This window comes from uncultured Vagococcus sp., assembly GCF_963518325.1.
Lineage (GTDB): Bacteria > Bacillota > Bacilli > Lactobacillales > Vagococcaceae > Vagococcus_D.
Genome location: NZ_CAUQJB010000025.1, coordinates 47,901 through 70,174 on the forward strand (window position 1 = coordinate 47,901; position 22,274 = coordinate 70,174).

The window sequence follows — 22,274 nt, forward strand, 5'->3', positions numbered from 1 at the left end:
TTTGGTTTCAACAGGCTATCTCCGAGATAATCCCATGGCGTACTCTGCCTGATGTAAGTTCTTGTTCGCCACCCGTGACGCCCGTTGCGCCCCTATGGTTAACATATCGTCTAGCTCATCCCCAGCCATAATCTCGCCATAACGACGCTGAATGGGTTCCAATAAACCAACGACTAACTCCGCTAAATCCAACTTAAACTGACCATATCCTGGTATATCGGCATATTTCTGCTCAATCTCGGCATAACTCAGGCCGCTAATACTAGCGTAAATCGCCATCAAATTACTAACCCCCGGTTTGCTTTCTGGATCATATGACAATTTATTTTCCGAATCCGTCACAGCTCGCTTGATTTTTTTAGTAATGACGGCTGGTGAATCCAGTAATAAAATCGTCCCACTATCCTCAGCCGACTTACTCATTTTTTTCAAAGGATCCTGTAAGGACATCACTCGGGTGGTCTCCTTAGCAACAGCCGCCACTGGCAGTTTAAAGGTTTCCCCAAAACGATAGTTAAAGCGTTGTGCCAACGTCCGAGTTAATTCTAAGTGTTGCTGCTGATCATCTCCCACTGGCACCACATCCGCTTGATATAACAGAATATCCGCTGCCATAAAGGGGGGATAGGTCAACAAACCGGCTGGAATCGACTCATTTAAGCCCCCAGCTTTTTCTTTGTACTGAGTCATCCGCTCCAGCTCACCCATTTGTGACAAGGTCGTCATGATCCAAGCCAACTGAGCATGAGCCGGCACTTCTGACTGAATAAAAATAGTCACTTTCTCCGGGTCTAAACCACTTGCCAAATACAGCGCTGCTAAACGACGGGTTTGCTGACGTAACTCAGCCGCCTCTTGGGGCACGGTAATGGCATGCTGATTGACGATACAAAAATAAGCCTCCTCTTCCTGATACGTTAAAAACTGAGCCATGGCTCCTAAATAATTGCCTAAGGTTAATTCACCACTTGGTTTAATTCCTGAAAATACAACAGACATTCAACACACTCTCCTTTTTTTACGACGATTCTTTGCCTATGAAACCTTAAGACACAAAAAAAGCCAATCCTCTCTACATATTTCTATGTAGGGACGAATTGACTTCGCGGTACCACCCCAGTTAGTCGCTTAACTAAGCAAACTCTCTCACTCCCCTATCAAACAATAGGGTCTTCCTTGATAACGTGTGAAGAATCACGGCAACGCCTACTGTTTTCGGGTTGCAGTTCTAGAGCCCATTCACTTAATCTTAGCCGCCAGTTCCCACCACCACTCGCTCTCTTTAGACCTTACTTAAGCTACTCTTCTCTATCTCAACTATTGTGCCTATTTAATTGCTGTTAACGATTCCTCATCACAGGCTCAACTTTGGTTGATACCTCAGAGACACTTGTTGTGCCAATTAGTTGACGGGTTATCGATAATTAGATTATCTTCTATTTTACACCTTTCCCTATTTTTTTCAAGAGTTTAGCGAATCATCCTTTTTTTAAAGGATTTTAGCCTAATACTTTAATAGCCATACTTACCAACCAATCTAAAAAACGCAAATTACCGAACTTAACCCTAAAATACACAATAAGAGTAAACCGCTTACAGGATGATACCTCCTTTTTTCCTTCTGTTAAAAAAATAACCTCTGCTACATAGATAAGGGCCCGCAAACTACTATTTATTGGAATGACCATTAGATAAAAGAAAACAATTAACTCCACGGCTTAATCTATAAAACTTTCATTTTGCAAGTCTTATTTTTAATATCAAAAAAACACTCTCGCAAAAAGGAGAGTGTAAAAGGCACAAAAAATGTTGTCATTCAGTGATTGAGGTTGTAAAGAGCGATTTTCGCTAGCAAACCGATAACATCGCGTTTAGATAATTGGCCACTATAAGGTGAGTTAAAAAGCTCCCCAAAAGATACTTCAACACTTCTAGATACGTCAATATAAGATTGAACTTTTAAGCCTGCCTCTTTCCAATCCTTGATTTTAAAGTATTTTTCAGATAAAGGTAGATAATCCTATTTTGATTTTTCAGAATAAACACCCATAATTTCATATACATAAGTGTCTTCATCATTATCAATGACGACTACTGGCCTTTCTTTACCTTCTTCCTTGTTGCCCTCAAACTCGAACCAAGTAAAGTAAATTGAATAATCAGCCATTTCTTACCCAATCCTTAAAATCTTCTGGAGCGTCGTCTGGAACAACTATTCCACCTTTTCCATTAGACTTTAATACAATCTTATTCTTAGGCTTAATTTTAGGAATAAAAGGTAACGTACCATTCTCTAAACTTTGAGCAATAAACAACTCAACAGCTTGTTCCACCGTTAGCCCATAGTCGGCAAACAGTTTTTCGGCTTGTTGTGATTCCTTTTCTGGTAAACGGATATCCAAAGCTATCAACCCCTTTTCTATATATTTCACTCGTTCGTACTAGCGAGGTGAGATCACCTTTTGCACTAGTAAGAGTGAGAGTTAATCTGTAAATTCGCGACATCTCTAGATAACATTATAGCATGAAACCGTTGTCATACCAACGATTTCATGCTGTAAACCACTCAAAGTTAGCTCTTCTTCTGGAGGCTAACAACAAAAATTAGAGTTGTATTCTTTATTTTGTGACATTATCTAAATCATTTCTTTCTGTTTCTTAACTAAATACACTAAGCCACAAACTAGTAGCACCTCTACACCTACCAACAAAGCCATGATAAAGTCGATTTCACCCGCGTATGGCAATTTACCATCAGTACTATCTGTTCCACTAGACTTGACTTTCGGTATTGCTTGCAGTCAACCTTAACTAAAAGTCTAACATCCTTAAGCGCCTTTAGAAAGGCTTCACCTCAGCTTGAGTAATAAGCTTATCGTTTGCCTTACGGTCATTATTTTGAGCTAGCTAGCTCTCTAAGTCTTTATAAGTTTTCGTTAACTGACTAGAAAACTTAGCCCATCTATCTTTTGTGTATAACGCTTCATCTTTCATTAATTTAATTGATGGTGGAAATAGTTATACCTCGTCCATTTATCGTAGGGTTACCAGAAAAATAACTAATTTCGGTTCAAAATCATTGCTTGGCGCTAATATTTACCTTAGACTGTACATGACATCAGTGACACGATACTTAGATTGAGGAGTTGTTAAACATGTATAATTCATTTCATTTTGGCACCGTTCTAAAAGAAACACGACTCGAACAACGATTATCTCAAAAAAAGTTAGCCGCTGACATCTGTTCACAAGCTATGTTGAGTCGGATTGAAAATAATGAAGTCATTCCTAGTGTCATTTTGATGAAACAACTATGCGATCGCCTTGAGGTCTCATTGGATTTTATTCTTGGAACTGAGTATGAATTGTCTAGCAATCAATCCGAGGACAGCAATGAATGGCTGGAGTTACTCAAATTTTATCATCAGAGCACCCAATATCAACAATTAACGCGAATTATGGAAGAAACCAATGTCTTTAAGACACTGACAACTAATAAACAACAACAGGAATATTATTTTTATCAGGCTTGTTGCCAATATTTTTTTAATCCTTATGACCAAAGCTCCCTTCAGACCTTAAAAAAGAGCCTAAATTTCACTTACAGCAATCAAAAACAGCATTTAAGTGACATGGAAATCATCATCCTAAGTGAAATAGGGAAAATCACGGCGAATCAAGGTAATGTGACCCTTGGTATGTCTTATCTTAAGCGCAGTATGAATGCCTTTTACAACCAAACCAAACAACGTCATGACAATCAACTGGCTAAAGTCTTTTACAACATTGCCACGATCTACATCGACTTGCGTAATTACAAAGAAGCATTGAGTATCATTAACCAGGGGATCTCTTGGAGTAGTCGCCTAAAAAATTATTATTTCTTGGACGAATTATTCCTGTTAAAAGGCATCGTCCTCCAAGACCACGAATTAATCGATGATGCCATTAAATTTGTTCAAGTGGCTGAAACGCTTAAAAGCATCGCCCATGACGGCCGAAGCTTAAACGAAAAAAGGTTACGTCACTCACCTAAAAACACCGGTCCCTTAGATTAAATTAAACATACAGACCCTTTAGTTCATGGACTCAGACTCTTTACACAAGCTTCAACACTCTGCCCACTGTTTCTCACAATTAATTCACATTTAGTCAGTATTATGTACCTATACCAACAAACAACCCTAGCAACACTTTTTCATTCGCTACACTGGGAAAGGCATTTCCAAGTGTAGCCCAACTCCTTTAGCCCTCAGTCTTTTCAACTGAGGGCCTTTTCTTATTCAAGAAACAACAAACTTCCTAAGATATCTCAATCACCCGGTCACAGCCCCATCTTTTAGCGTGACTTATTTAAATTGGGCTAAATACAGTTCCTCATAACGGCCATGATTGGCTAATAGTGCCTCATGATTCCCTTGCTCCACAATCCGCCCCTTATCCATGACTAATATGGTATCCGCATTTAAAACCGTCGAGAGACGATGGGCAATGACCAACGACGTCTTTTGTTCCAATAAGTTATCCAACGAAGCTTGAATATGACGCTCGGACTCGTTGTCAAGAGAAGCAGTGGCCTCATCTAAGATTAAAATCGGTGCGTTCTTCAAGAACACCCGGGCAATAGCAATCCGTTGCTTTTGGCCACCCGATAATTTAATTCCACGCTCACCTACCTGAGTCTCAAAGCCTTTCGGTAAGCCCTCTATAAACTCAGCTAGTTTCGCCGCCATAACGGCTATCAATAGTTCCTCTTCTGAAGCAGTTGGCGTCCCATACATGATATTTTCCCGAATAGTTCCATCAATCAGCTCCACATCTTGAGACACAATCCCCACATGCTGCCGTAATGACGCCATGGAATACTGCCGAATATCATGACCATCGATTAACACCTCACCCCCAGTTGGGTCATAAAGACGTGTCAATAAACGGGTAGTCGTCGTTTTTCCTGAACCAGAAGAACCGACTAAGGCCGTTACCTGACCGCGAGGCATAACGAAGGTCACGTCCTCCAGTATTGGCTGTCCCGTTTCATAACTAAAATCAACATGATTAAATCGGATCTCATCCTTAAGACCTGTTAATACCAAGGGAACTGCCACATCAACAATCTCTGGCTCCGCTTGATACAAGTCCATAATTCGTTCATAGGAAACCAGCGACTGTTGGAAACGACTCACCATTTGAGTGAATGAACGGACGGGGTTTTGCAGCAACTTTAAATAGGCCAAGTAAGCCACGATATTCCCTACCGTTAATTCACCACGAAAGACTTGCAGGGTACCATATCCCAACACAATCGCCATTCCCACATAATTAATAAAATCAATGGATGGAGAAAACAGACTCTGATACCGCATCGCCCTTAAATAATGCTGTTTATTTTCGTCATTAATCCCAGCAAAACGCTCTGTTTCAAATTCTTCAGTGGCAAAATTTTTGATTAATAATACCGAGGTTAAACTCGTTTGCAGCTGATTGTTAATCTTGGCTGTAGACTGCCTGACTTGGCGAAAAGCCGTTTTAATATGTCGGCTAAAATAGAAATTCAGCAAATATAAAAAGGGAAATGTCAGGGTAATTAGCAGGGTTAAGCGCCAATCGGTGGTCAACATAAATCCCAGTACAAATATAAATGTGAGGACATTGCTAAACAGCTTTAAGGTGTTCGGTGAAATCAAATCTTGAATCGTTTTAATATCCCCTGAAAAACGTGTCATGAGATCCCCTGTTTTTTGCGTTTCAAAAAAATTGAAATCCTGTTTTAACACGTGGTGATACAAATCTTCCCGTAATTCCACAATTGCCGTCTGGCTAATACGGCTCATGACATAGGTTGAAACATAACTAAGGACACTTAAGGCTAAAGCAAACCCTAACAAGGTGCCAATAGTGATTAGCAACTGAGACACTGATTTACTAGGAATTATGTCATCAATAATTCGCTGTGTCAGTTGTGGAATGCTAAATTCAAGAAAGGCTATCACCACTAGAGACCCTAAACTAAAAGCAATCAACGGCCACTGATTTAACACTCGCTTAAACACAAAACGAAGCATACTAAAAACTGAACTCTGACTCTCCTTCTCCACCAACACCACTCCCTATCCTAAACGCATCTGTCCGACAATCCAGGCCTTAGACACTTCTTTCTCATTGATTGGCAGATCGTTTCTTTTAAATTAACTGTATGCTCTTAATAGTCATTAGTCAAGAAATCCAGACGAAGCCAAGATACACAAAAAGCTCTTCCAATTCGATTAGAGGATCGAGTCAGAAGAACTAGTTGTTACTCAGTTAAGCTACCAGATTCAACGGCCTGATTTTTGGCTTCCATAATTTGGGCATACAGCTCTTGAGCCAAACAAATGTCACGAATGGCCTTATCGCTCAACATCGTCTCATGTAACGCCAAGTCCATCTTGTTCAATAAATCACGTAACTCTTCAACTTTAGAGGGACTATTCCCTTTGACAATCAATTGGTATTGACGATCCAACTCCTCAATGAACATGCCAACTTCACCAACTTGAGACTTCAGTAAGGTGGTAGTTCCTAACTCAGTTAATCCCTCAATGACGGCTCCATTGGGATAGTAGTCCAAAATAAGAGTGATACACGCTTCTTTCGTTAAGTAACTCTCAAAACAAAACACTTGAGAGTCTATCCCTGTCTCTGTCATGATATCCGCCCCATACATCAACAAATCACTACTGTTACTTAAAGTCATCTTTCTTTCCGCCTTTTCATTTTAATTGTCTTTCTTTGTCCATCGCCTTAGCTAATCAACTAGATAGTTCCACTAGATTATCCTCGTCATCAGAAGAGAGTGCTGCTTTGTCTTTTAGAACTTAATAAGAACAACGCTTTTGGTAGTTAGTAAGAACTCTATACCTATAAGATACCTTTGATGAGCCTTTGACAACAGTCGAAAAATGCAAAGACCACTGCAAATTTTATGTTTTTTTCAGAAAGAAACTTAAGATTATCATCCACTTATTTTCAAAAAAAGAACTTTACTTTTTAAGCTGTACTATGTATACTAGTACACATAATACACCCGTTAAGCAGGAGGACCTATGATCATCATCGATAAAAGCAGCATGAGACCCTATTATGAGCAAATCATCCTAGGTATCAAAGAAGATATTCTTCACGGCATTTACCTTCCTGGGGAAAAAATCCCTTCAGTTAGAGAGATGGCAAGCTTGTTACTGATGAACCCCAATACCGTCAGTAAAGCCTACAAAGCCTTAGAAGAACAAGAGGTCATCATCACCGTTCGTGGTAAGGGAACCTTTGTTAACAAGGTAAACAGCCAACCAGATCAACGTCAACTCAAACAGCTCAAACAAAATATGAGTGAACTCGTCATTGAAGCCCTTTATCTAAATCTCAGTGAAGCAGATATTAAAGCTTGGGTGACCGAAGCAGCTCAAAGTATTGGAGGACATCATGAAACTAACAAATTTAAGTAAACAAATCAATGGCAAAACTATTTTTTCTGATCTTAACTTCACTCTTTATCCCGGTCAGATTTGCGGCTTAATCGGCCGTAATGGCGCAGGAAAAACAACACTTTTCCGAACCATTGCTAATCACTATCAAGTTGATTCTGGTGCCATCACCATTGAGGGTCAGTCTCTTTCAGAGGACTTATCCTCTTACCAAAAACTCTTCTATTTAGATGAGCAGGAACATCCCTTGAACCGCTTAACAGCTAAGCAGATTGGCCATTACTACCACTTGCTGTACCCAAACTTCGATCAGGAAAACTACCAGCAATACCTAGTCACTTATCGATTACCAGAAAAGCATCACTACCGCAGTTACTCAAAGGGCATGAAGGGTTTACTTCACGTTATTATTGCCTTTTCAACTGGTGCCAGCTATCTTTTATTAGACGAACCATTTGATGGATTAGATATCATTATCAAAAAACAAGTCATTCGTTTAATCCTTGAGGAAGTTAGTCAACGTCAATTAGCCCTCTTGATTTCTTCCCATAATTTAAAAGAATTAGAAAATCTTATTGAGCGAGCTGTGATTCTAAAAAACCAACATATTATCAACGATTATCATTTGGAAAATTGCCGCAAAGTTGCAGTAAAAGTTCAAATGGTTTTTCAAGGATCAGACATTCCTGAACTAATTCAAGAGCACTGCACGATTATCAGCCAACAAGGTCGGGTGATTACCGGAATTTTTAGCAACTTATCAAAAGACTTACTGACACAAGTCAAACTGCTTAAGCCCCTTTTATTTGAAGAACTACCCGTATCTCTTGAAGACCTATTTATCGTCAATTTAATAGATGAACAAGATTACCAACTCATCACATAACTTGGAGGAAACCTAATGAATAAAAAATTAATTCAGCTATTGCTGACTCGCTATTGGAAAGGTTTATCTGCTATTGCTGGCCTGATTATCGCTGCCAACCTTTTTTTCACTATCACCAGTGTTAAGGAATGGCAGAGCGTTCAGCAACTTGCTGATCGACCTGAGAATGAACGACAATCCCTTAACTTTAGCCCTGACGAAAATGGACAATACGAACTCTACTTTGACGATACCACTAACTCGACGGTGATGACAGACGATTACACCACCTTTCGTGACCAAAGACTGCAATTTTTCAACACCAGGACCCCTCGCTGGCAAGACAGTAGAGGGTTAAAAACAAACCAAAGTGACTATTATTCCGAAAGCCCTCTTTTCTTTGTGGCAATCAGCATCATTACTGGCTTTAGTTTATTCTTTTTTGATTTAAAAACCAACTTTAACACCCTCTTGTTTAGCAGTTCTTTTTCTAAAAAACAGCTCTATTGGCACAAGCACCTGCTGGTAGGAGGCACTCTTGGACTCAGTTTTATTGCTGGGAAAATAGTCACCATACTGATTCTCTTGGGAGGCATTCCCAGTCACTATTTCAATGGAACGCTAGGGATGCTAATCAATAGTAGTTTATCAACTGTGTTTATCTTCCTAACAATCTATGCCATAAGCAGTTTTATCGGACTCCTCCTAGGCGAATGGATCAGTGGGGTGATGACGATTCTTGGTTTTTGGCTAAGTTTTATGGCCTTTACCAATGGATTTACCGAACTTTTCACTCTTTTTAACCGCCATATTCTAGGTAAAACAGTCAATGATAGTGACTATTTTGTCGTTAACCCCATCAACCAATGGCTTTTTGAACTAAATAATATCAGTGCTCCTGTCAGTGTTTTTATTGTCTTATCAGCAGTGTTCATCAGCACACTTATCATGGGTCTTTACTGGTTCAAACAGGCCTCACTGGAAAATAATGGTCAGTACTTATTGTTTGATTCATTGCGCCAACCTGTATTAGTGTTTTTCCTTTTTTATACACTAATTGCCACTAATGCCTCTCAATGGATCTCCGAAGAACGGCAGATTGGCTTACTTTTGCTGCAAGCTATTTTAACGCTTATGATTGCTTACCTCATTGGTCGATTGACCATCTATCGTAGGATTAACATTGGCAAAAAATCCTCACTTGGCGTTCAAGGTGACTTGCATTAATAGTAAAAAAAGTGATTGCCCCTTTGATTTTTAAGAAATCCTTATACTCACTTGTGACCATACACTCTTTCTTAATCTTTTTCTTTCATCATTACGCCATAGGTTTATCCATTGAAAGGAGTTATCCACCTTGAAACCTTTACAGTTTGATTTCGTTAATATTCGTCAATTTAGAGACATCAAAAACGATCAATTTGAAAAACTTATCCCAAGTAAATGTGTTACTCGGTGAAAAAATGCATCGCCTAAGATACGAGTTTGGGCAGGATGTAAGGTCCTAATGGAAACCTATTTTTATCATGGCCTATTTATAAGCAAAAACAAGCTGAAAATCCCCTCTCAGCTTGTTTTTTCCTGTTATTCATTCAGACAGTTTAGAGAAAAGAATACCCATCTTCCTCACTCAATTTAACCGTTCGTAGACACTGGCTATAATCGCTTCAATATTGGTCCAATCCCGATCAGTCGGCGGAAAATCCCAGACATAACGATGTGTCGCTTTAATCGTATCTGCTTCAATCGTCCGAAAATCCGATAGATACAAATCATATGTTCTCCCTAGATTTTCTCCGTGAAGGCTGGTCTGAACCACAATATTTTGATGAAATCGTTTATTAATCAATTCCTTTAAATAGGTTTCACTTTGTGGTTCGATAAAACAACTGATTTTTACCATTATTTCTTTTTTTAAACTAGCAATATTTGTCGTATCGTATAATATTAGTAACATCGTCAACATCATAAAATCATGGCCCACTTTGGTCAGGTTGCCAAACCGATTGATGAGCTCCTTTTCAAGATAGTCATCCATTGTTTCATATAAATAGGGGTGCTCCAATGAAAAATTATGTAATAAGACCTGATTATCGTGATCATTAACGACCAGAGCTTTATGCAACTCAACATGTAAACTGGCGCACAGCAACTTGTATCGCAATTTTGTTTGGCTATGAATCCTTAAATTGGGCAAGGTTTTTGTCAGCTGTTTAAATAAACGGCGAGCCATGTCATACGCCGGACTTCCCTTAAAGTGATGCCAAACAACTTGTCGCTGATCATCACCAAAAGGTTCTTCAAATAGCGGATTATACACAAGGACATAGACTAAAAAAGTAGCTTCAATCAATCGATAAGCCTCTGGCGTCGAGTCGGGCATAAAGGCTTCCACTTCAGCAACATAAAGCGTATGCAAGGGGGCAATTAACTGAATTTCCGCCGAACTCTCCAGAAAAAAACGAGACTGATTGCGCAAATGAATAATCGCCAAACGATAAAAAAATTGGTGCTTTTCAATCGTCGTTAAGTTCAGTTTCATGACCATCATTTTAGTCTCATAATCTTGTTCTAAATCTGCTAATAAGACATTTTTAAAAGGCCAATCATTACTTTTAACCACTGACCAATACATGCGATAAAAAAATTCGCGAATCAGATGCTCTTCGCCACTAATTTTCAAGGTACTCATATTAAAGTGAATCGAATTATGTTTGAGAAACAGCTCAATTTTTTTAAGTTTACGGTACAAGGTACTGCTGGAAATCGCTAAGCTTGTACAAAGTCCATCGATTGTCATATCCGTAGACTGAATAATCAGGTTCAACATTTTATAGCCCAAGGTTTTTGAAAAATACAAGGACTCTATTTCACGAATGGTGTAATTCGGATCGATACTCAAAAATATCCCTCTATTTTTTTGCGTCACAATTTCAAAACACTGATTTTCTTCACGGGCAAATAATTTTAATTTATCTATCGTGCGATAGGTTGTATCTGGCGAACAGCCCAAAACAACCGACAACTCTTTTTCCGTCCACCACTTTTCGATGGAGTAAAGGGTGTTTAGTCCTTTGACTGCCCGATTTTCTGATGTATCCAAAAGTACTTTCACGTGACTCCCACCTCTCATTTTAGCTGCTCATAGATGCTCATAGGATACGCAAATTAGGCAGGGGTCACAAACTAATTAACCAATAGAGTTAAGACTAAGTAAACCATACCAGCGCCTGCTTAGTCTTTTAAATCGCCAGACCATTTGTCTGATTGGCAACAGAGGTTCGGTCTAATAGTGTCACAATATTGTTCCAATCTCGCTCAGTCGGGGGAAAATCCCAGATGTATTCATTTTTAGCTGGAACATGACCAATTTGTTTAATCGCCATATCGGTTAAAAATAAATCATACTCATTCACTAAGGGATCACTGGTTGTACTTGTATGAATCACTAAGCGCGAGTGAGTGGTATTTTCAAGCAATTGTTTTAAATAAGACTCACTTAAGGGTTCGATATTACAAATCAACTTCACATATAACCGCTCTTCTAATTCACCGATGTTAACTGAATCACTAAAGATTAACAAAATCGTGTACAATAAATATTCTTTATCCATATCTGGCACATCTTTTCCCATTTTGGCAGATTCTGCCGCCACAATCCGTTGAATCGTCGCATAAAAATGCGGATTTTCTTCAGCAAATTTATTGATAAACACCCGTGTGTCAGTATAATGGATCTTTAAAGGACTAAAGATGATGGCATACAAAGAGGTACACAATAGCTTGTACAGCACTCTCATGGTATTCCCAAAATCGATGTTATTGTACTCTTTTCTAATGCTTCGTAATAAATTAATCGAAAACTCATACGGAAGTGTCTTTCTTTCCTCGTGCCAGGTAACCTTGACTTGGTAATCCCCATATTTTTCTTCAAAAATGGGATTTGAGACTAGTATTAAGGATAAAAAGGTCACTTCATTCGTGAAATAGTGGGACGGGATATTGTCTGGCATAAAGTGTTTAATATCCGCTGCATATTTTTCGTGGAAAGGGTCAATTAACACTTTGTCAGGACCCTCTACAAGGAAATTACCACCGTTATGCCTAACTAGATTAATAGACAAGCGGTAGAAAAATTGCAGACGTTCAATACTAGTCAAATTCAACCCAATAAACGTGATTTTTTTCTCATAAATCTTTAGCCAGTCATCAAAAGAACTCTGTTGAAAAGGCCAATTATTCCCCTTGATAACCGACCAGTACATCCGATAGAAAAACTCACGAATTAAATGTTCTTCCCCTTCAACCCTTAATTTACTCATATTAAAGGACAAGTTATTCAGTTCTAAAAACTGTTTAATCGATTTTAATTTGCGATAAATCGTACTATTGGAGACGTGAAACATCTCGGCTAAATCATCGATCACTAATTCATCTGATTGAAACACCTTGTCCATAATCTTAAAGCCCAATGTTCCCATAATATACTGACACTCAATTTCACCAATCGAATGAACCGTTGTGGTTTTTAAAAAGATGCCTTTATTTTTTTGAGTGATTACTTCAAACACATTCGTTTGAGTCAAAGCAAACTGTTTTAAATAACCAATCATTCGGTACGTCGTATCTGGTGAACAACCCACTATCTCCGATAACTCTTTTTCCGTCCACCATTTTTCTTCTGAGTACAAGATTGTTAAAAATTCAATCGCTCTTACTTCCAGTGTGTCTAATAAAGCTTTCATAATTTTAGCCCCTCACTTTTCCCATTGGCAACCGACACCGTTCTTCTCTACTTAACCAAGTATACAGAAGTAATTTCTTCATCCGGGTCAATAAATAACTCTAATAAACAGATAGTTTGAGACAGGCTTTTCCCCTTATTTGAAATTGCCTTCCCATTAGCAACTTCTCATGTCTGATTTGCGACTTAAATAAACACCTACCATTATGAACACCTTTATATGATACATGGAAATCAGCTTGATATCATTTCATAATCCAGAAGATTAAACACTAGTTTTATGAACGATTTCCACTTAATTTTTCACTCTCTCCTGCTCTGATCCCTTACGTATAGACCCCAAAAAAGGACCTGACCGAGTTACCAATTCAATCAGGACTCCCTTAGGTCATCTAGTTACCGATCCCTTGTTTGTCAAATACCCTTATTTTATTCCGCCATTTTTGAAAAACAAAAGAATTGACTCTTTCACCTAACAATTATCCTAGCTGATTCGTCAAGGACTGCTCTACTGATTTCTCTTTGCGAGAGTATTTATAAGCAGTCCCAGTGGAAACATTGCACTCATAAGCTATTTCTCTGATAGTATACCCTTTGGTCTCTCGATAATAATTTATTTTGCTAATTAAGTCAGGGGTAATAGCTGGTCGGCCAGATTTAACCCCCTCTTCTCTGGATTTGGCTAACCCTTCAATGGTTCGTAAACTCATGGCTTCTTTATCATGCTGAACCAACTGAATGATAATTTTCATATAAACCTGAGATGAGATGTCATAAAGCTTCTGGACCCCTAAAAAAGTCACATCTAGCTTTTCTTTCTGAATTAACGTTAACACTGAAAATAACTCGATCGAGGTTAATTTATTGCCGATACTTGAAAGTCCAACCACTACCATCGCCTTATCTTGATTAGCCATAATAAACTGTTCAAAACTTTCCACTTCTGAAAGGCAGACCTTTTTTGACACAACCTCACAACACCCAGCTTGTATTAGCTGTTGTTGCTCAGCTTGACCTTGCACTGTGTACCCTATTTTCACGTCACCATCTACCTTCTTTATTATTGATTGTTTCTTTAGCCCGTATTCCCTGTCAAAATTCAGCTATATCACGTCCTGCACTTATTTACTTAGGTACCTCTATCATACGATAAGTATTTCAAAAACTCATTTCAAAAAGCAGTCTAAACAACCCTTCTTTTATTTGTCAGCTTTTTTTCTAAATAAATGTTTAGACGCTCTGAACCGTTCATAAAACCTCGCGACTTTCCTTTCTTGATCTGAAAGGAAAAGTTGGATCCTTGCTTATGGTTAAGGATTAAGAGCGAGGGAGTATACGGGAATGACTAAAACACGTCATGCCAGTGATCTTCGGCATGACGTGTCTCTTGTTTAATGAACGTGTTCTTATTTCACTTGCTCTTCCTTGTTACAATATTTAAATATTGAACCTAAACTGACACCTGTTTTATCTGAAATTTCACGGTAACTCATTTTTTTCTTCTCCCGATAATACTGAATCGCTTCAATTAACTCAAGGGATAGTGACGGTCTGCCAATCGGCTTAACTTCCTGATTGGCCAGAAGCTGGGCTGATTCCTCTAACTCTTTATACCACCGGTGATTACGAGTCAGAAGGAGATACATCGATCCCAATAATTCTTCCCTTGGTAATTCTATTTGATCTTCCATCTCAGCCATCATATCAGGCCCTATTAAGTCACTGAACAATTCGAACAAGATGGCACTTCTTAAGCCTCGATTAGAGAGAGCTCCTGTTCCTTTTTTTGTATCGGTTTGCAAGGAAATCAACTTATCGAACTTGACGTCCTTCCTTATCACGAGATCTGTTTCAGAAAGATATTTCCCCTTATCTTTCTCTAACCTCTTATCTTCTGCTAAATTTATTAAGCCATACATCATGGTACAGGAACCCCTCTCTTTATGTGTTTCATTTTTTTCGCTATGGCACATTTTCTGCTGGTTAACTCTTTCACACTTAGTTATCTCAGGTCACGACTTGTCATTAATAAGACCGTTTCACACTCGTCTATGTAATCAATCCGCTGAACATTAGGAAATGACACCAGAAAGAACGAACGAATATCGTCTTTATCCCTTGGATTTTCCACCACAATCATTCTATTTAACTGTTGTTTTTCCTTCGTTGTAAAACTAACATTGAATAGCTGGCCATCTCCCCAGCAACTAGTTTCTCTCATGGTCTTTTCGTTTCTCCATTCACTCTATCTGTTCTTTTTCTCTACTCTCTTATCCTAACCTATATGAACGAGATTCGCATTTCTTATATCAGCTTATGAAAAGCTTATTTTCAGCTATTTTTTTCTTTTTTTTCTTAATAGTCTGGCCTCGCCGCAACCTCTAGCAATCTCAAAACCCCTTATTTACCATGGTATCACCCTTGATTGTCACCTAAAAACCGCTTTTTCATTTTAAAGAATTATAAACCCTTATTTTTGACTTTTCAGATATTTTTTCCACAAACATCAAGCTTTTTTTCATTTTCTCTACACTCATTCGTCCTACTAATTATTCCGGACCAATCACGATTTGCCAAGCCAAGATCGACTTATAGGCCCCGATTTGATTCCCTGGGTATTGGGTTAACTTAATGCCTTCCCCCTTACTGGCTTGCCATTCTAATTCATAGATCCCCGATTGGTCAAGGGAACTTTTATGAATAGGCTTAGCTTCCTCATCTAACAGGATGCTAGTTTCAGACGTACCAAACTCCAATTGGCCCTTAAACAGCTCTCCTTGGTCATTTGCCATAGGCGACGCCACTGACAGATGCAATTGCCACTCTTCCTTAAGAAAATCAGTCACTTCGATTACCGTGTTTTCTAGAGAATGACTTGTTTGTTGCCCCGTTAGAATTAAGCTCTGGCGGCCAAAATTGGTGTCGGTTGATTTAACATGGCGTTTTCCCTTATAGGTATACACCACCTCACTATCCGTTGAACCGAAAATACCAGCGGCATTTTCCGGCACCTCTTGTAGCTCAAATCCTTTAAGGTCTTCCCCTTGGGTTTCATAAGTCTGACCAACTAACCCTTTCACTAATTGGTCTGGCGCGATGCTCTCACCATATAAATCCCGATGAACAACTTTAAGCGTCGTCAAGACATGAATCTCAATCACTAGCTTATTGGACATCACACTGCCCTGATTTCGACCATAAATGGTCACATAGTTAATCCCTGGCTTTAACTGCTCTTTGGGAATGGTTAATGGTTGCTGATGCAGAGACCCCACAGGAGCATTCTCTGTCTCAGTTGAAATGTCATAGGCCTGCTCATCCAGTTCATAAAAGAAACTGACCCATGGTGAGGCTTCATCTTGCCAATTAAATGCACCTTTAAACTCTTGCTGCAACCCAATTTCCACTATCTTATCTTGACTTTCAACTTCCGGTATACTTAAGGACTGATCCCGGTACAGATAACGAACTTCCTGCGCCTTTGCCGTAAAGATACCTTCAGCATGACTGGGTTGCTCCAACAACTCAAAACCTGCTAAATCTAGGGGAGTCGTCTTATAAGGTTGCCCTGGATAATCACTTAATACCTCTTTCGGTTGAATGTCATTCTGGGCCTCATCCACATGACGAACGTGGACCTCTCCTTTGGCTACAGGTAAGTAGGCGAAGGCTTGATTACTATCTCTGGGCAGATCCAATTCAACATAGGTTGTGGCTTGATTCGGCACATGAACGACTCCATTCGTCATCATCTCATGATACTCTAAATTATCCGTGTCCAATTGACCATATATTGAGACGCTATAACGGTTATTGGCAAACCCTACAGCATTGACCGTCTCTGCTTTGGCTACAACCGATAGTCGATTGTCCTCCGTGACCGTAATATCAAACCCCTCAGTTACAAGTTCCCCTGTTCCTTTCATCACTCGCACATCCTTCGGGTCCACATTTAACACCTTATTCAGCTGGTCTTCTATTCTAAAAGAACCTAAAGGAACTGCTTGAAAAGGGACTTCCTGATCAATTGTGTACAACAACTCCTTTGTATTAGGCTCTGTTCCTGTCATGCCGGTTTTAAGGGCTGGCGCTAATTCCTGATTGACCATTGAACTGGCCGTCGCGTAACCTACGCCGAACTGACCAGCTGTATTTCCATTTGAAAACAAAGCCTTCATTGAAAATGACAGCTCTTTTTTCTGGTCGTAAGCAAAGGTTAGACGGACTTGTGGTGTTCCCTTATCATCTCTAGTGGCGAACAACCAATTGATTCCAGCCACTTTATCATCGTAAGTCACCACTGAATCATTCATAGCGTAAATACGAGAATACTGACTTAGATCCAAGCCAAGGTATTTGGCCTTATTAATATTATCGATTGTAAAATTACCACTCACTGCTTGGGGTAGCTTTGTCTCATGGTCAATAAACGATGTGGTTATTTTAGCTTCGGCTATTCCTGCCACTTTTGGGTTGTACAAATTGTAGTACCCCACATCCTTGATCACTATTTTGGATGTTTTTTTTGCCACAAATTTCACACTAACATCCATCAGCCGATTCTCATAAGACCCAATATTTTGATAATAAATCGTTCCCTCAATCGCGTCTTGATTTTTTGGGGTCACCGTTATGAGATTTCCTTCTACCGTATAAGGAGAGCCATCGGCAATTGTCACAGAGACCACCGTTTCCCCATTCATTTTCGGAACAAAACCGTAAGTAGCTGGTAATTTTTCACTGCCAATTTGATTCAGTAAGTTAATACCCGGGTAGTTCTTGATCGAATGAGTCGCTCTTGTGCCTAAACTATCTGACAATTCAACAGGTTCACTTGAAAGAAAACTCTCTGACTCCAGAGTTGGTTCCAAAGGGTCACTCACTTCTTCTGAAAAGTCAACCTCACTTGAATACTCAGTTGACTGAGTCGTTTCGGTCTCTTCCATAGGAGGACAGACTGCTACCAACTGATTCTCACCATGAGTTAGTTCCACACTCTCTTGATCCCCTAATATAACCCTCAGATCCAGTTGCCACTGACGCTCTGGCGTTTCCCGAATAACTAACTCAAGAAGGCTGTCAGCTGCCTGATAACTGCCAATCACTTGGCCATCCATTGCCAGCAAGTCACCACTACTCGCTTCTAATTGAGCATTCAGAGTCACCGTCTCTCGGCTTTCCTCCTGACTAAAGGCTGTTCCCTTCAGTCTCAAGGTATCATTCTGCTCAGATATAATCTCGGCTGATACTAAATGAACGGTTTCCCTGGGGGATTCCTGACTCTCAGCCACCGCTAGTGTTGGTAACATCCCTTGTAGCATAACCATTATAATCAGCACACAGCGACTTATCTTATCCATTTTCATTTGTTTGCTTCCTCCCAGTTAAACCATTCTTTTTTTTTTAATGATTTCCGTTTATCGAGACCCACTTGGTCTCTACTCTTAAAAGTTTACGCTAAACTCAACTCCCTGTCATTTCAAGATAGCCTATTTAATTTACGGTTATCTCCGCCACTTTTCTATTTTTTAAGGAATGTTAAACATAAAAAAAGACTTATTCTCCTGTCATTATCTGATCTTTATTTAAGAGAAATATCCTGTTAATCCTGATTTTTGAACAAACTAGTTCCTAAAATCGGTGCCTCTTCCTCTGGTTCTCAAATTAACTTGTTTCATACCCTGATATTTGATTGTTAGATTAATTTTAGACAATTGGTCATGTCACTAGTGCCATTAGTTAGTTCCCATTTTTCCTCTCCGACAAAAAAGCATGAGCTCCCCCATGCTTTTTGACCCTTAAAATAATCGCGTCACTTTGTTATCCACATATTTCGCCTTATCAATAGAAGTAAATTTCATCTGCCTCTTATGAGTAAACAGTTCCAAAGCAATCAATTCTTCCATAAAGGACCTGACTTGCTCCGGCGTTAAGTTTTTGTCTTCGATTCGCGGAATAATACTAGTTGGCTGACCGTCTTCATAAAAAAAATTGTGTCTAATATCGAAACATCAAAAAAAGTAGTGGTACCTGTTTTTTGGGGTGTTTCCGGACAGCACCTAGAGACTCAACTAAATAACCTCGTGGCTATGAATGTCTTACTCCCCCGTCGAAAATCCAAGTGACACCGGGGGAAACTCACATGGCTCTTTAGTTATTTGATGATCTTTGAAGATAGCTGACAATTTGGTTGTTGATTGACACCTGATTTGGCACATGGTTGTCGGACTTGATTTTTTCAGGACGAAACACCCGTGCCTTTGTTTATCTCCAACATTCCGATACAAAAAAACAGTCCCTCTCCCTAAGGACAGAAACTGTGGGTGTCTAATTTTTAGTCCTTCAAAATAGCTTAAAATCTTGGCAAATTCATCAGATTATCAATAACCCCAGCAAAATCACAGGAGCGAATATAGGAACTTTTGTATAAAGGATGAACCGCCTCTACATAGACAATCTGCTGTTGTACATTCACATAATAATGCTTTTCTCCCAGGCTCAAATAACTGATGATTGTTTTAATCGATCTTTTTTCACCAGATGCCAACAATACTTCAATAATATTTTCCGATCCAAATGACTCAGAGTTTTTTATCCGAATATGCGTAATTTGTTCAATCAGAAACCTCACCCCTTTACTGAAAACTTATCATATCATAAAGTTGATTTATCGCCAATGACAACGCTCGCTCAATGCATCCTAGGGGCATTCACCGTCTGGAGAAACATTTTTTTTGCACTAGTGTAAAAAAAAGAAAAAATAATAAAGCACCATCATGGTAGAATGTAGTTAGTCGATGAAGTCAATATTGTGATTCAGATATTGATAAAGCCTTACGTTGCAACATAAGCATAGCACTACGTGATGAGACTGGTCATCTTATCACTTAGCATTAGAGTTCATGGGGAGACTCTAATGCTTTTTTTGTCCTTCTTAAGCAACGTGTGGATAGCAGTTGAAAAAAAGCTTTGCGAATTGCAGCAGTTGCTCTTATTGTTTCACTACGAAGCCCCTTATCCCTATCGAATAATGGAAGGAATTATAAACAAGGGGCTACAAAGAGCCACCCGAAGTTGATAAGATAACACAACGTGAAGTCTTTAGGAAAATGAACTTTATGTAGTGGGTGACGAGCTAGGCGAGACTTCAACTAGAATATAGAGATAGTGATAGGCTTTCTTAATTTAGAATAAATGGGTCGAAACGGTCGACTCCCTCAAGCTGACCAGGTAAATTCTAATATTTTCGAACTTCAACCTAGTTACCATTGAGTCCTCGCCTATTATCCAACTGAGGATGGGAACGAGATTGCCGTAATACTTCAAAACCAAAGAAATTGAATAGGATCCCTCAATCTCCTCTCAACTATTAAGTAACCATTTACTTATCCACAGGTTATCCACAACACAGTTACTGACTAACCATCGTTACTATCCACTATTGATTACTTCCGTCGTCAATGCCTGTTCTTCTGAATTGGCAATATTATCCGGCACTCAAAAGAAGGGCTAGTAGACTCAATCACTCGTCAGATTCATCATAACAGTTACGCCAAATATGATGGGCTCATTAATTGCCACCACTTTCGAGATTAGGGCGATTTATCCCAATATTAGGGATTATTCTGCTTTTACTCGCAACCTACCAAACACCAATCCCTCAATTGCCACAACTTCCAGTAACAGTAGGAGCAATTGAGGGATTGGCGGGGAAGCAAATCATTTTAGACGAGCGAACTCAAGGGAAACACTAATTTTTTATTTCCCGACTTAGCTCAAGCAACCTTGGCAATCTCAAGTTTGTTAATTTCTTCACTTGTTCAAGTGACATTCCTAATTTCAGCAAATTGATAGCTATACGTTCTTGCTCCTCTGTTTTGCCCTCTTCTCGACCTTCTACCAGACCTTCTGCTCTGCCCTCTTCGCGTCCTTTTACTAGTCCTTCCTCTTTGCCTTCTTCCTTCCCTTCATACCGTCCCTCATCACGAGTGGCTATGTCTCTCAATCTTTGCATTTCAATCATCACTTGCACCTCCTTATTATCTTTATAACTAGCCAACTATTTGTTTACGTGACAGAAACAAGGGAAGCGCTAATTTTTTATTTCCCGACTTAGCTCAAGTAACCTTGGCAATCCCAAGTTTGTTGATTTCTTCACTTGCTCAAGTGACATTCCTAATTTCAGCAAATTGATAGCTATACGTTCTTGCTCTTCTGTTTTGCCCTCTTCGCGTCCTTTTACTAGTCCTTCCTCTTTGCCTTCTTCCTTCCCTTCATACCGTCCCTCATCACGAGTGGCTATGTCTCTCAATCTTTGCATTTCAATCATCACTTGTACCTCCTTATTATCTTTATAACTAGCAAGTATCCGTTGCGCAAAGCGCACATCTTCATCCGCTTCCTCAGTCAACTCTTGATTATTAAAATACCGACACCAATCAGTTAATAATGAACTTAGCGCCTTATCTCCTTCGGTGTATTTAGGTAACTCCACAAACACCAACTTCAACATTTCTCGGTTACTATCATCTAAAAGTGGCACTAAGCGGTCTTCTTCTAGTAGTCTAAATGTTGACACCACGCTGTTTCCCTCTTGGAAATAGACATGATCTAAAATGCTCACAATGTAGACGGGATAAATCGTATCCAAAGAACTGGTCTGATTGTCTGTTAAAAAGTCCAACTGCTGTGAAAAACGATTAACCGCATACAATAAGGCTCGCTTGCCATAAAATGGTTGTCGCGCCATTTGAAATTCAACAATCACCTTCGACTGATTTTCCAATACTGCCAACACATCAACTTCCCTAACATACAAAACTGTTTCTTTCTCTGCCTCGCTTCTTTTTTCACGTGACCGAATCGTCTTGCCATCTATCACTTGGGCTGTTGTGACTTTCAATCCTAAGGTGGCATTAATCAAACTGATCAACGCCCGTTCATTTTTAGGATCGCTAAACAATAGACGGTTTTCTAAATCTCCCATGGGACGGCTATTCCCTCGTTGTTTCTCCAAGTATCTTCCTCCTTACTCACACCTCCTACTTTCCAGAATTTTTTCATACCCAAACCCTTACGTCGTCCTATTTACAGCTACATTTTAGCATGATTTTTCGCTTTTTTCAACGGACGAACATGACCAGTATACAGAACTCTATTTGGCCGTGAACTTTTATTTCACTAAAAAAACGGAATGACTCTTTTT

Annotated in this window: 20 protein-coding genes and 1 other annotated feature; of the genes, 5 read left to right on the forward strand and 15 right to left on the reverse strand. The window is 39.3% G+C overall.

Annotated features, from left to right (window positions below; all coding sequences use genetic code 11):
• Positions 1 to 15: 15 nt before the first annotated feature.
• The 3 genes from trpS to RWN13_RS17200 form a co-directional block, all read right to left on the reverse strand.
• The gene (gene trpS / locus RWN13_RS17190; RefSeq protein ID WP_314066156.1) at positions 16 to 999 is read right to left on the reverse strand and encodes a tryptophan--tRNA ligase; all 984 of its coding nucleotides are present in this window, start codon (positions 997 to 999) and stop codon (positions 16 to 18) included.
• Between the two features lie 86 nt (positions 1,000 to 1,085).
• Positions 1,086 to 1,324 (reverse strand) — a binding site (T-box leader).
• 696 nt (positions 1,325 to 2,020) lie between these two features.
• The gene (locus tag RWN13_RS17195; protein ID WP_314066158.1) at positions 2,021 to 2,167 is read right to left on the reverse strand and encodes a hypothetical protein; all 147 of its coding nucleotides are present in this window, start codon (positions 2,165 to 2,167) and stop codon (positions 2,021 to 2,023) included.
• Positions 2,160 to 2,402 (reverse strand): type II toxin-antitoxin system RelB/DinJ family antitoxin, encoded by a 243-nt coding sequence (locus RWN13_RS17200; RefSeq protein WP_314066159.1) that lies wholly within the window; start codon positions 2,400 to 2,402, stop codon positions 2,160 to 2,162. The genes RWN13_RS17195 and RWN13_RS17200 overlap by 8 nt, the downstream gene beginning before the upstream one ends.
• A gap of 753 nt (positions 2,403 to 3,155) precedes the next feature.
• Between RWN13_RS17200 and RWN13_RS17205 the strand changes: the two genes are divergently transcribed.
• A complete protein-coding gene (locus RWN13_RS17205) occupies positions 3,156 to 4,058 on the forward strand; it encodes a helix-turn-helix domain-containing protein (protein ID WP_314066161.1) in 903 nt (300 codons plus the stop codon).
• A gap of 291 nt (positions 4,059 to 4,349) precedes the next feature.
• On the opposite strand, the gene RWN13_RS17210 is transcribed toward RWN13_RS17205, so the two are convergent.
• Both RWN13_RS17210 and RWN13_RS17215 read right to left on the reverse strand, forming a co-directional pair.
• Positions 4,350 to 6,062, reverse strand: a complete 1,713-nt coding sequence (locus RWN13_RS17210; RefSeq protein ID WP_314066204.1) for an ABC transporter ATP-binding protein — start codon at positions 6,060 to 6,062, stop codon at positions 4,350 to 4,352.
• A gap of 230 nt (positions 6,063 to 6,292) precedes the next feature.
• Complete coding sequence (locus tag RWN13_RS17215; protein ID WP_314066163.1) at positions 6,293 to 6,733, reverse strand: hypothetical protein; 441 nt, start codon at positions 6,731 to 6,733, stop codon at positions 6,293 to 6,295.
• A 349-nt stretch (positions 6,734 to 7,082) separates the two neighbouring features.
• Here RWN13_RS17215 and RWN13_RS17220 point away from each other — a divergent pair, with 349 nt between their 5' ends.
• The 3 genes from RWN13_RS17220 to RWN13_RS17230 are packed head-to-tail and all read left to right on the forward strand — an operon-like array spanning position 7,083 to position 9,552.
• On the forward strand, positions 7,083 to 7,481 hold the full coding sequence (locus tag RWN13_RS17220) for a GntR family transcriptional regulator (RefSeq protein ID WP_314066166.1): 399 nt from the start codon (positions 7,083 to 7,085) through the stop codon (positions 7,479 to 7,481).
• Entirely contained in the window at positions 7,459 to 8,346 is an 888-nt protein-coding gene (locus tag RWN13_RS17225; protein ID WP_314066169.1) for an ABC transporter ATP-binding protein, read from the forward strand. The genes RWN13_RS17220 and RWN13_RS17225 overlap by 23 nt, the downstream gene beginning before the upstream one ends.
• Positions 8,347 to 8,361: 15 nt before the next feature.
• Complete coding sequence (locus RWN13_RS17230; protein WP_314066171.1) at positions 8,362 to 9,552, forward strand: hypothetical protein; 1,191 nt, start codon at positions 8,362 to 8,364, stop codon at positions 9,550 to 9,552.
• 403 nt (positions 9,553 to 9,955) lie between these two features.
• Here RWN13_RS17230 and RWN13_RS17235 read toward each other — a convergent pair whose 3' ends face one another.
• The 8 genes from RWN13_RS17235 to RWN13_RS17265 form a co-directional block, all read right to left on the reverse strand.
• The gene (locus RWN13_RS17235; RefSeq protein ID WP_314066172.1) at positions 9,956 to 11,440 is read right to left on the reverse strand and encodes a helix-turn-helix domain-containing protein; all 1,485 of its coding nucleotides are present in this window, start codon (positions 11,438 to 11,440) and stop codon (positions 9,956 to 9,958) included.
• Positions 11,441 to 11,567: 127 nt separating this feature from the next.
• Positions 11,568 to 13,070, reverse strand: coding sequence for a helix-turn-helix domain-containing protein (locus RWN13_RS17240; RefSeq protein WP_314066174.1), 1,503 nt, complete (start codon positions 13,068 to 13,070; stop codon positions 11,568 to 11,570).
• Positions 13,071 to 13,548: 478 nt separating this feature from the next.
• Complete coding sequence (locus tag RWN13_RS17245; protein ID WP_314066177.1) at positions 13,549 to 14,109, reverse strand: hypothetical protein; 561 nt, start codon at positions 14,107 to 14,109, stop codon at positions 13,549 to 13,551.
• A 366-nt stretch (positions 14,110 to 14,475) separates the two neighbouring features.
• Positions 14,476 to 14,991, reverse strand: a complete 516-nt coding sequence (locus tag RWN13_RS17250; RefSeq protein WP_314066188.1) for a hypothetical protein — start codon at positions 14,989 to 14,991, stop codon at positions 14,476 to 14,478.
• 80 nt (positions 14,992 to 15,071) lie between these two features.
• Positions 15,072 to 15,290 carry a hypothetical protein gene (locus RWN13_RS17255; RefSeq protein ID WP_314066190.1) on the reverse strand — a complete coding sequence of 73 codons (219 nt, stop codon included), beginning with the start codon at positions 15,288 to 15,290 and terminating at the stop codon, positions 15,072 to 15,074.
• Positions 15,291 to 15,618: 328 nt separating this feature from the next.
• Positions 15,619 to 18,435 (reverse strand): MucBP domain-containing protein, encoded by a 2,817-nt coding sequence (locus RWN13_RS17260; RefSeq protein ID WP_314066193.1) that lies wholly within the window; start codon positions 18,433 to 18,435, stop codon positions 15,619 to 15,621.
• A 432-nt stretch (positions 18,436 to 18,867) separates the two neighbouring features.
• Positions 18,868 to 19,071, reverse strand: coding sequence for a DUF2922 domain-containing protein (locus RWN13_RS23705; protein ID WP_399553696.1), 204 nt, complete (start codon positions 19,069 to 19,071; stop codon positions 18,868 to 18,870).
• Positions 19,072 to 19,421: 350 nt separating this feature from the next.
• Entirely contained in the window at positions 19,422 to 19,700 is a 279-nt protein-coding gene (locus RWN13_RS17265) for a DUF3892 domain-containing protein (protein ID WP_314066195.1), read from the reverse strand.
• A gap of 943 nt (positions 19,701 to 20,643) precedes the next feature.
• Here RWN13_RS17265 and RWN13_RS17270 point away from each other — a divergent pair.
• On the forward strand, positions 20,644 to 20,823 hold the full coding sequence (locus RWN13_RS17270) for a hypothetical protein (protein WP_314066196.1): 180 nt from the start codon (positions 20,644 to 20,646) through the stop codon (positions 20,821 to 20,823).
• On the opposite strand, the gene RWN13_RS17275 is transcribed toward RWN13_RS17270, so the two are convergent.
• Complete coding sequence (locus RWN13_RS17275) at positions 20,820 to 21,092, reverse strand: hypothetical protein (protein ID WP_314066198.1); 273 nt, start codon at positions 21,090 to 21,092, stop codon at positions 20,820 to 20,822. The genes RWN13_RS17270 and RWN13_RS17275 overlap by 4 nt on opposite strands.
• A 69-nt stretch (positions 21,093 to 21,161) precedes the next feature.
• The gene (locus RWN13_RS17280) at positions 21,162 to 22,085 is read right to left on the reverse strand and encodes an Rpn family recombination-promoting nuclease/putative transposase (RefSeq protein ID WP_314066199.1); all 924 of its coding nucleotides are present in this window, start codon (positions 22,083 to 22,085) and stop codon (positions 21,162 to 21,164) included.
• Positions 22,086 to 22,274: the final 189 nt, after the last annotated feature.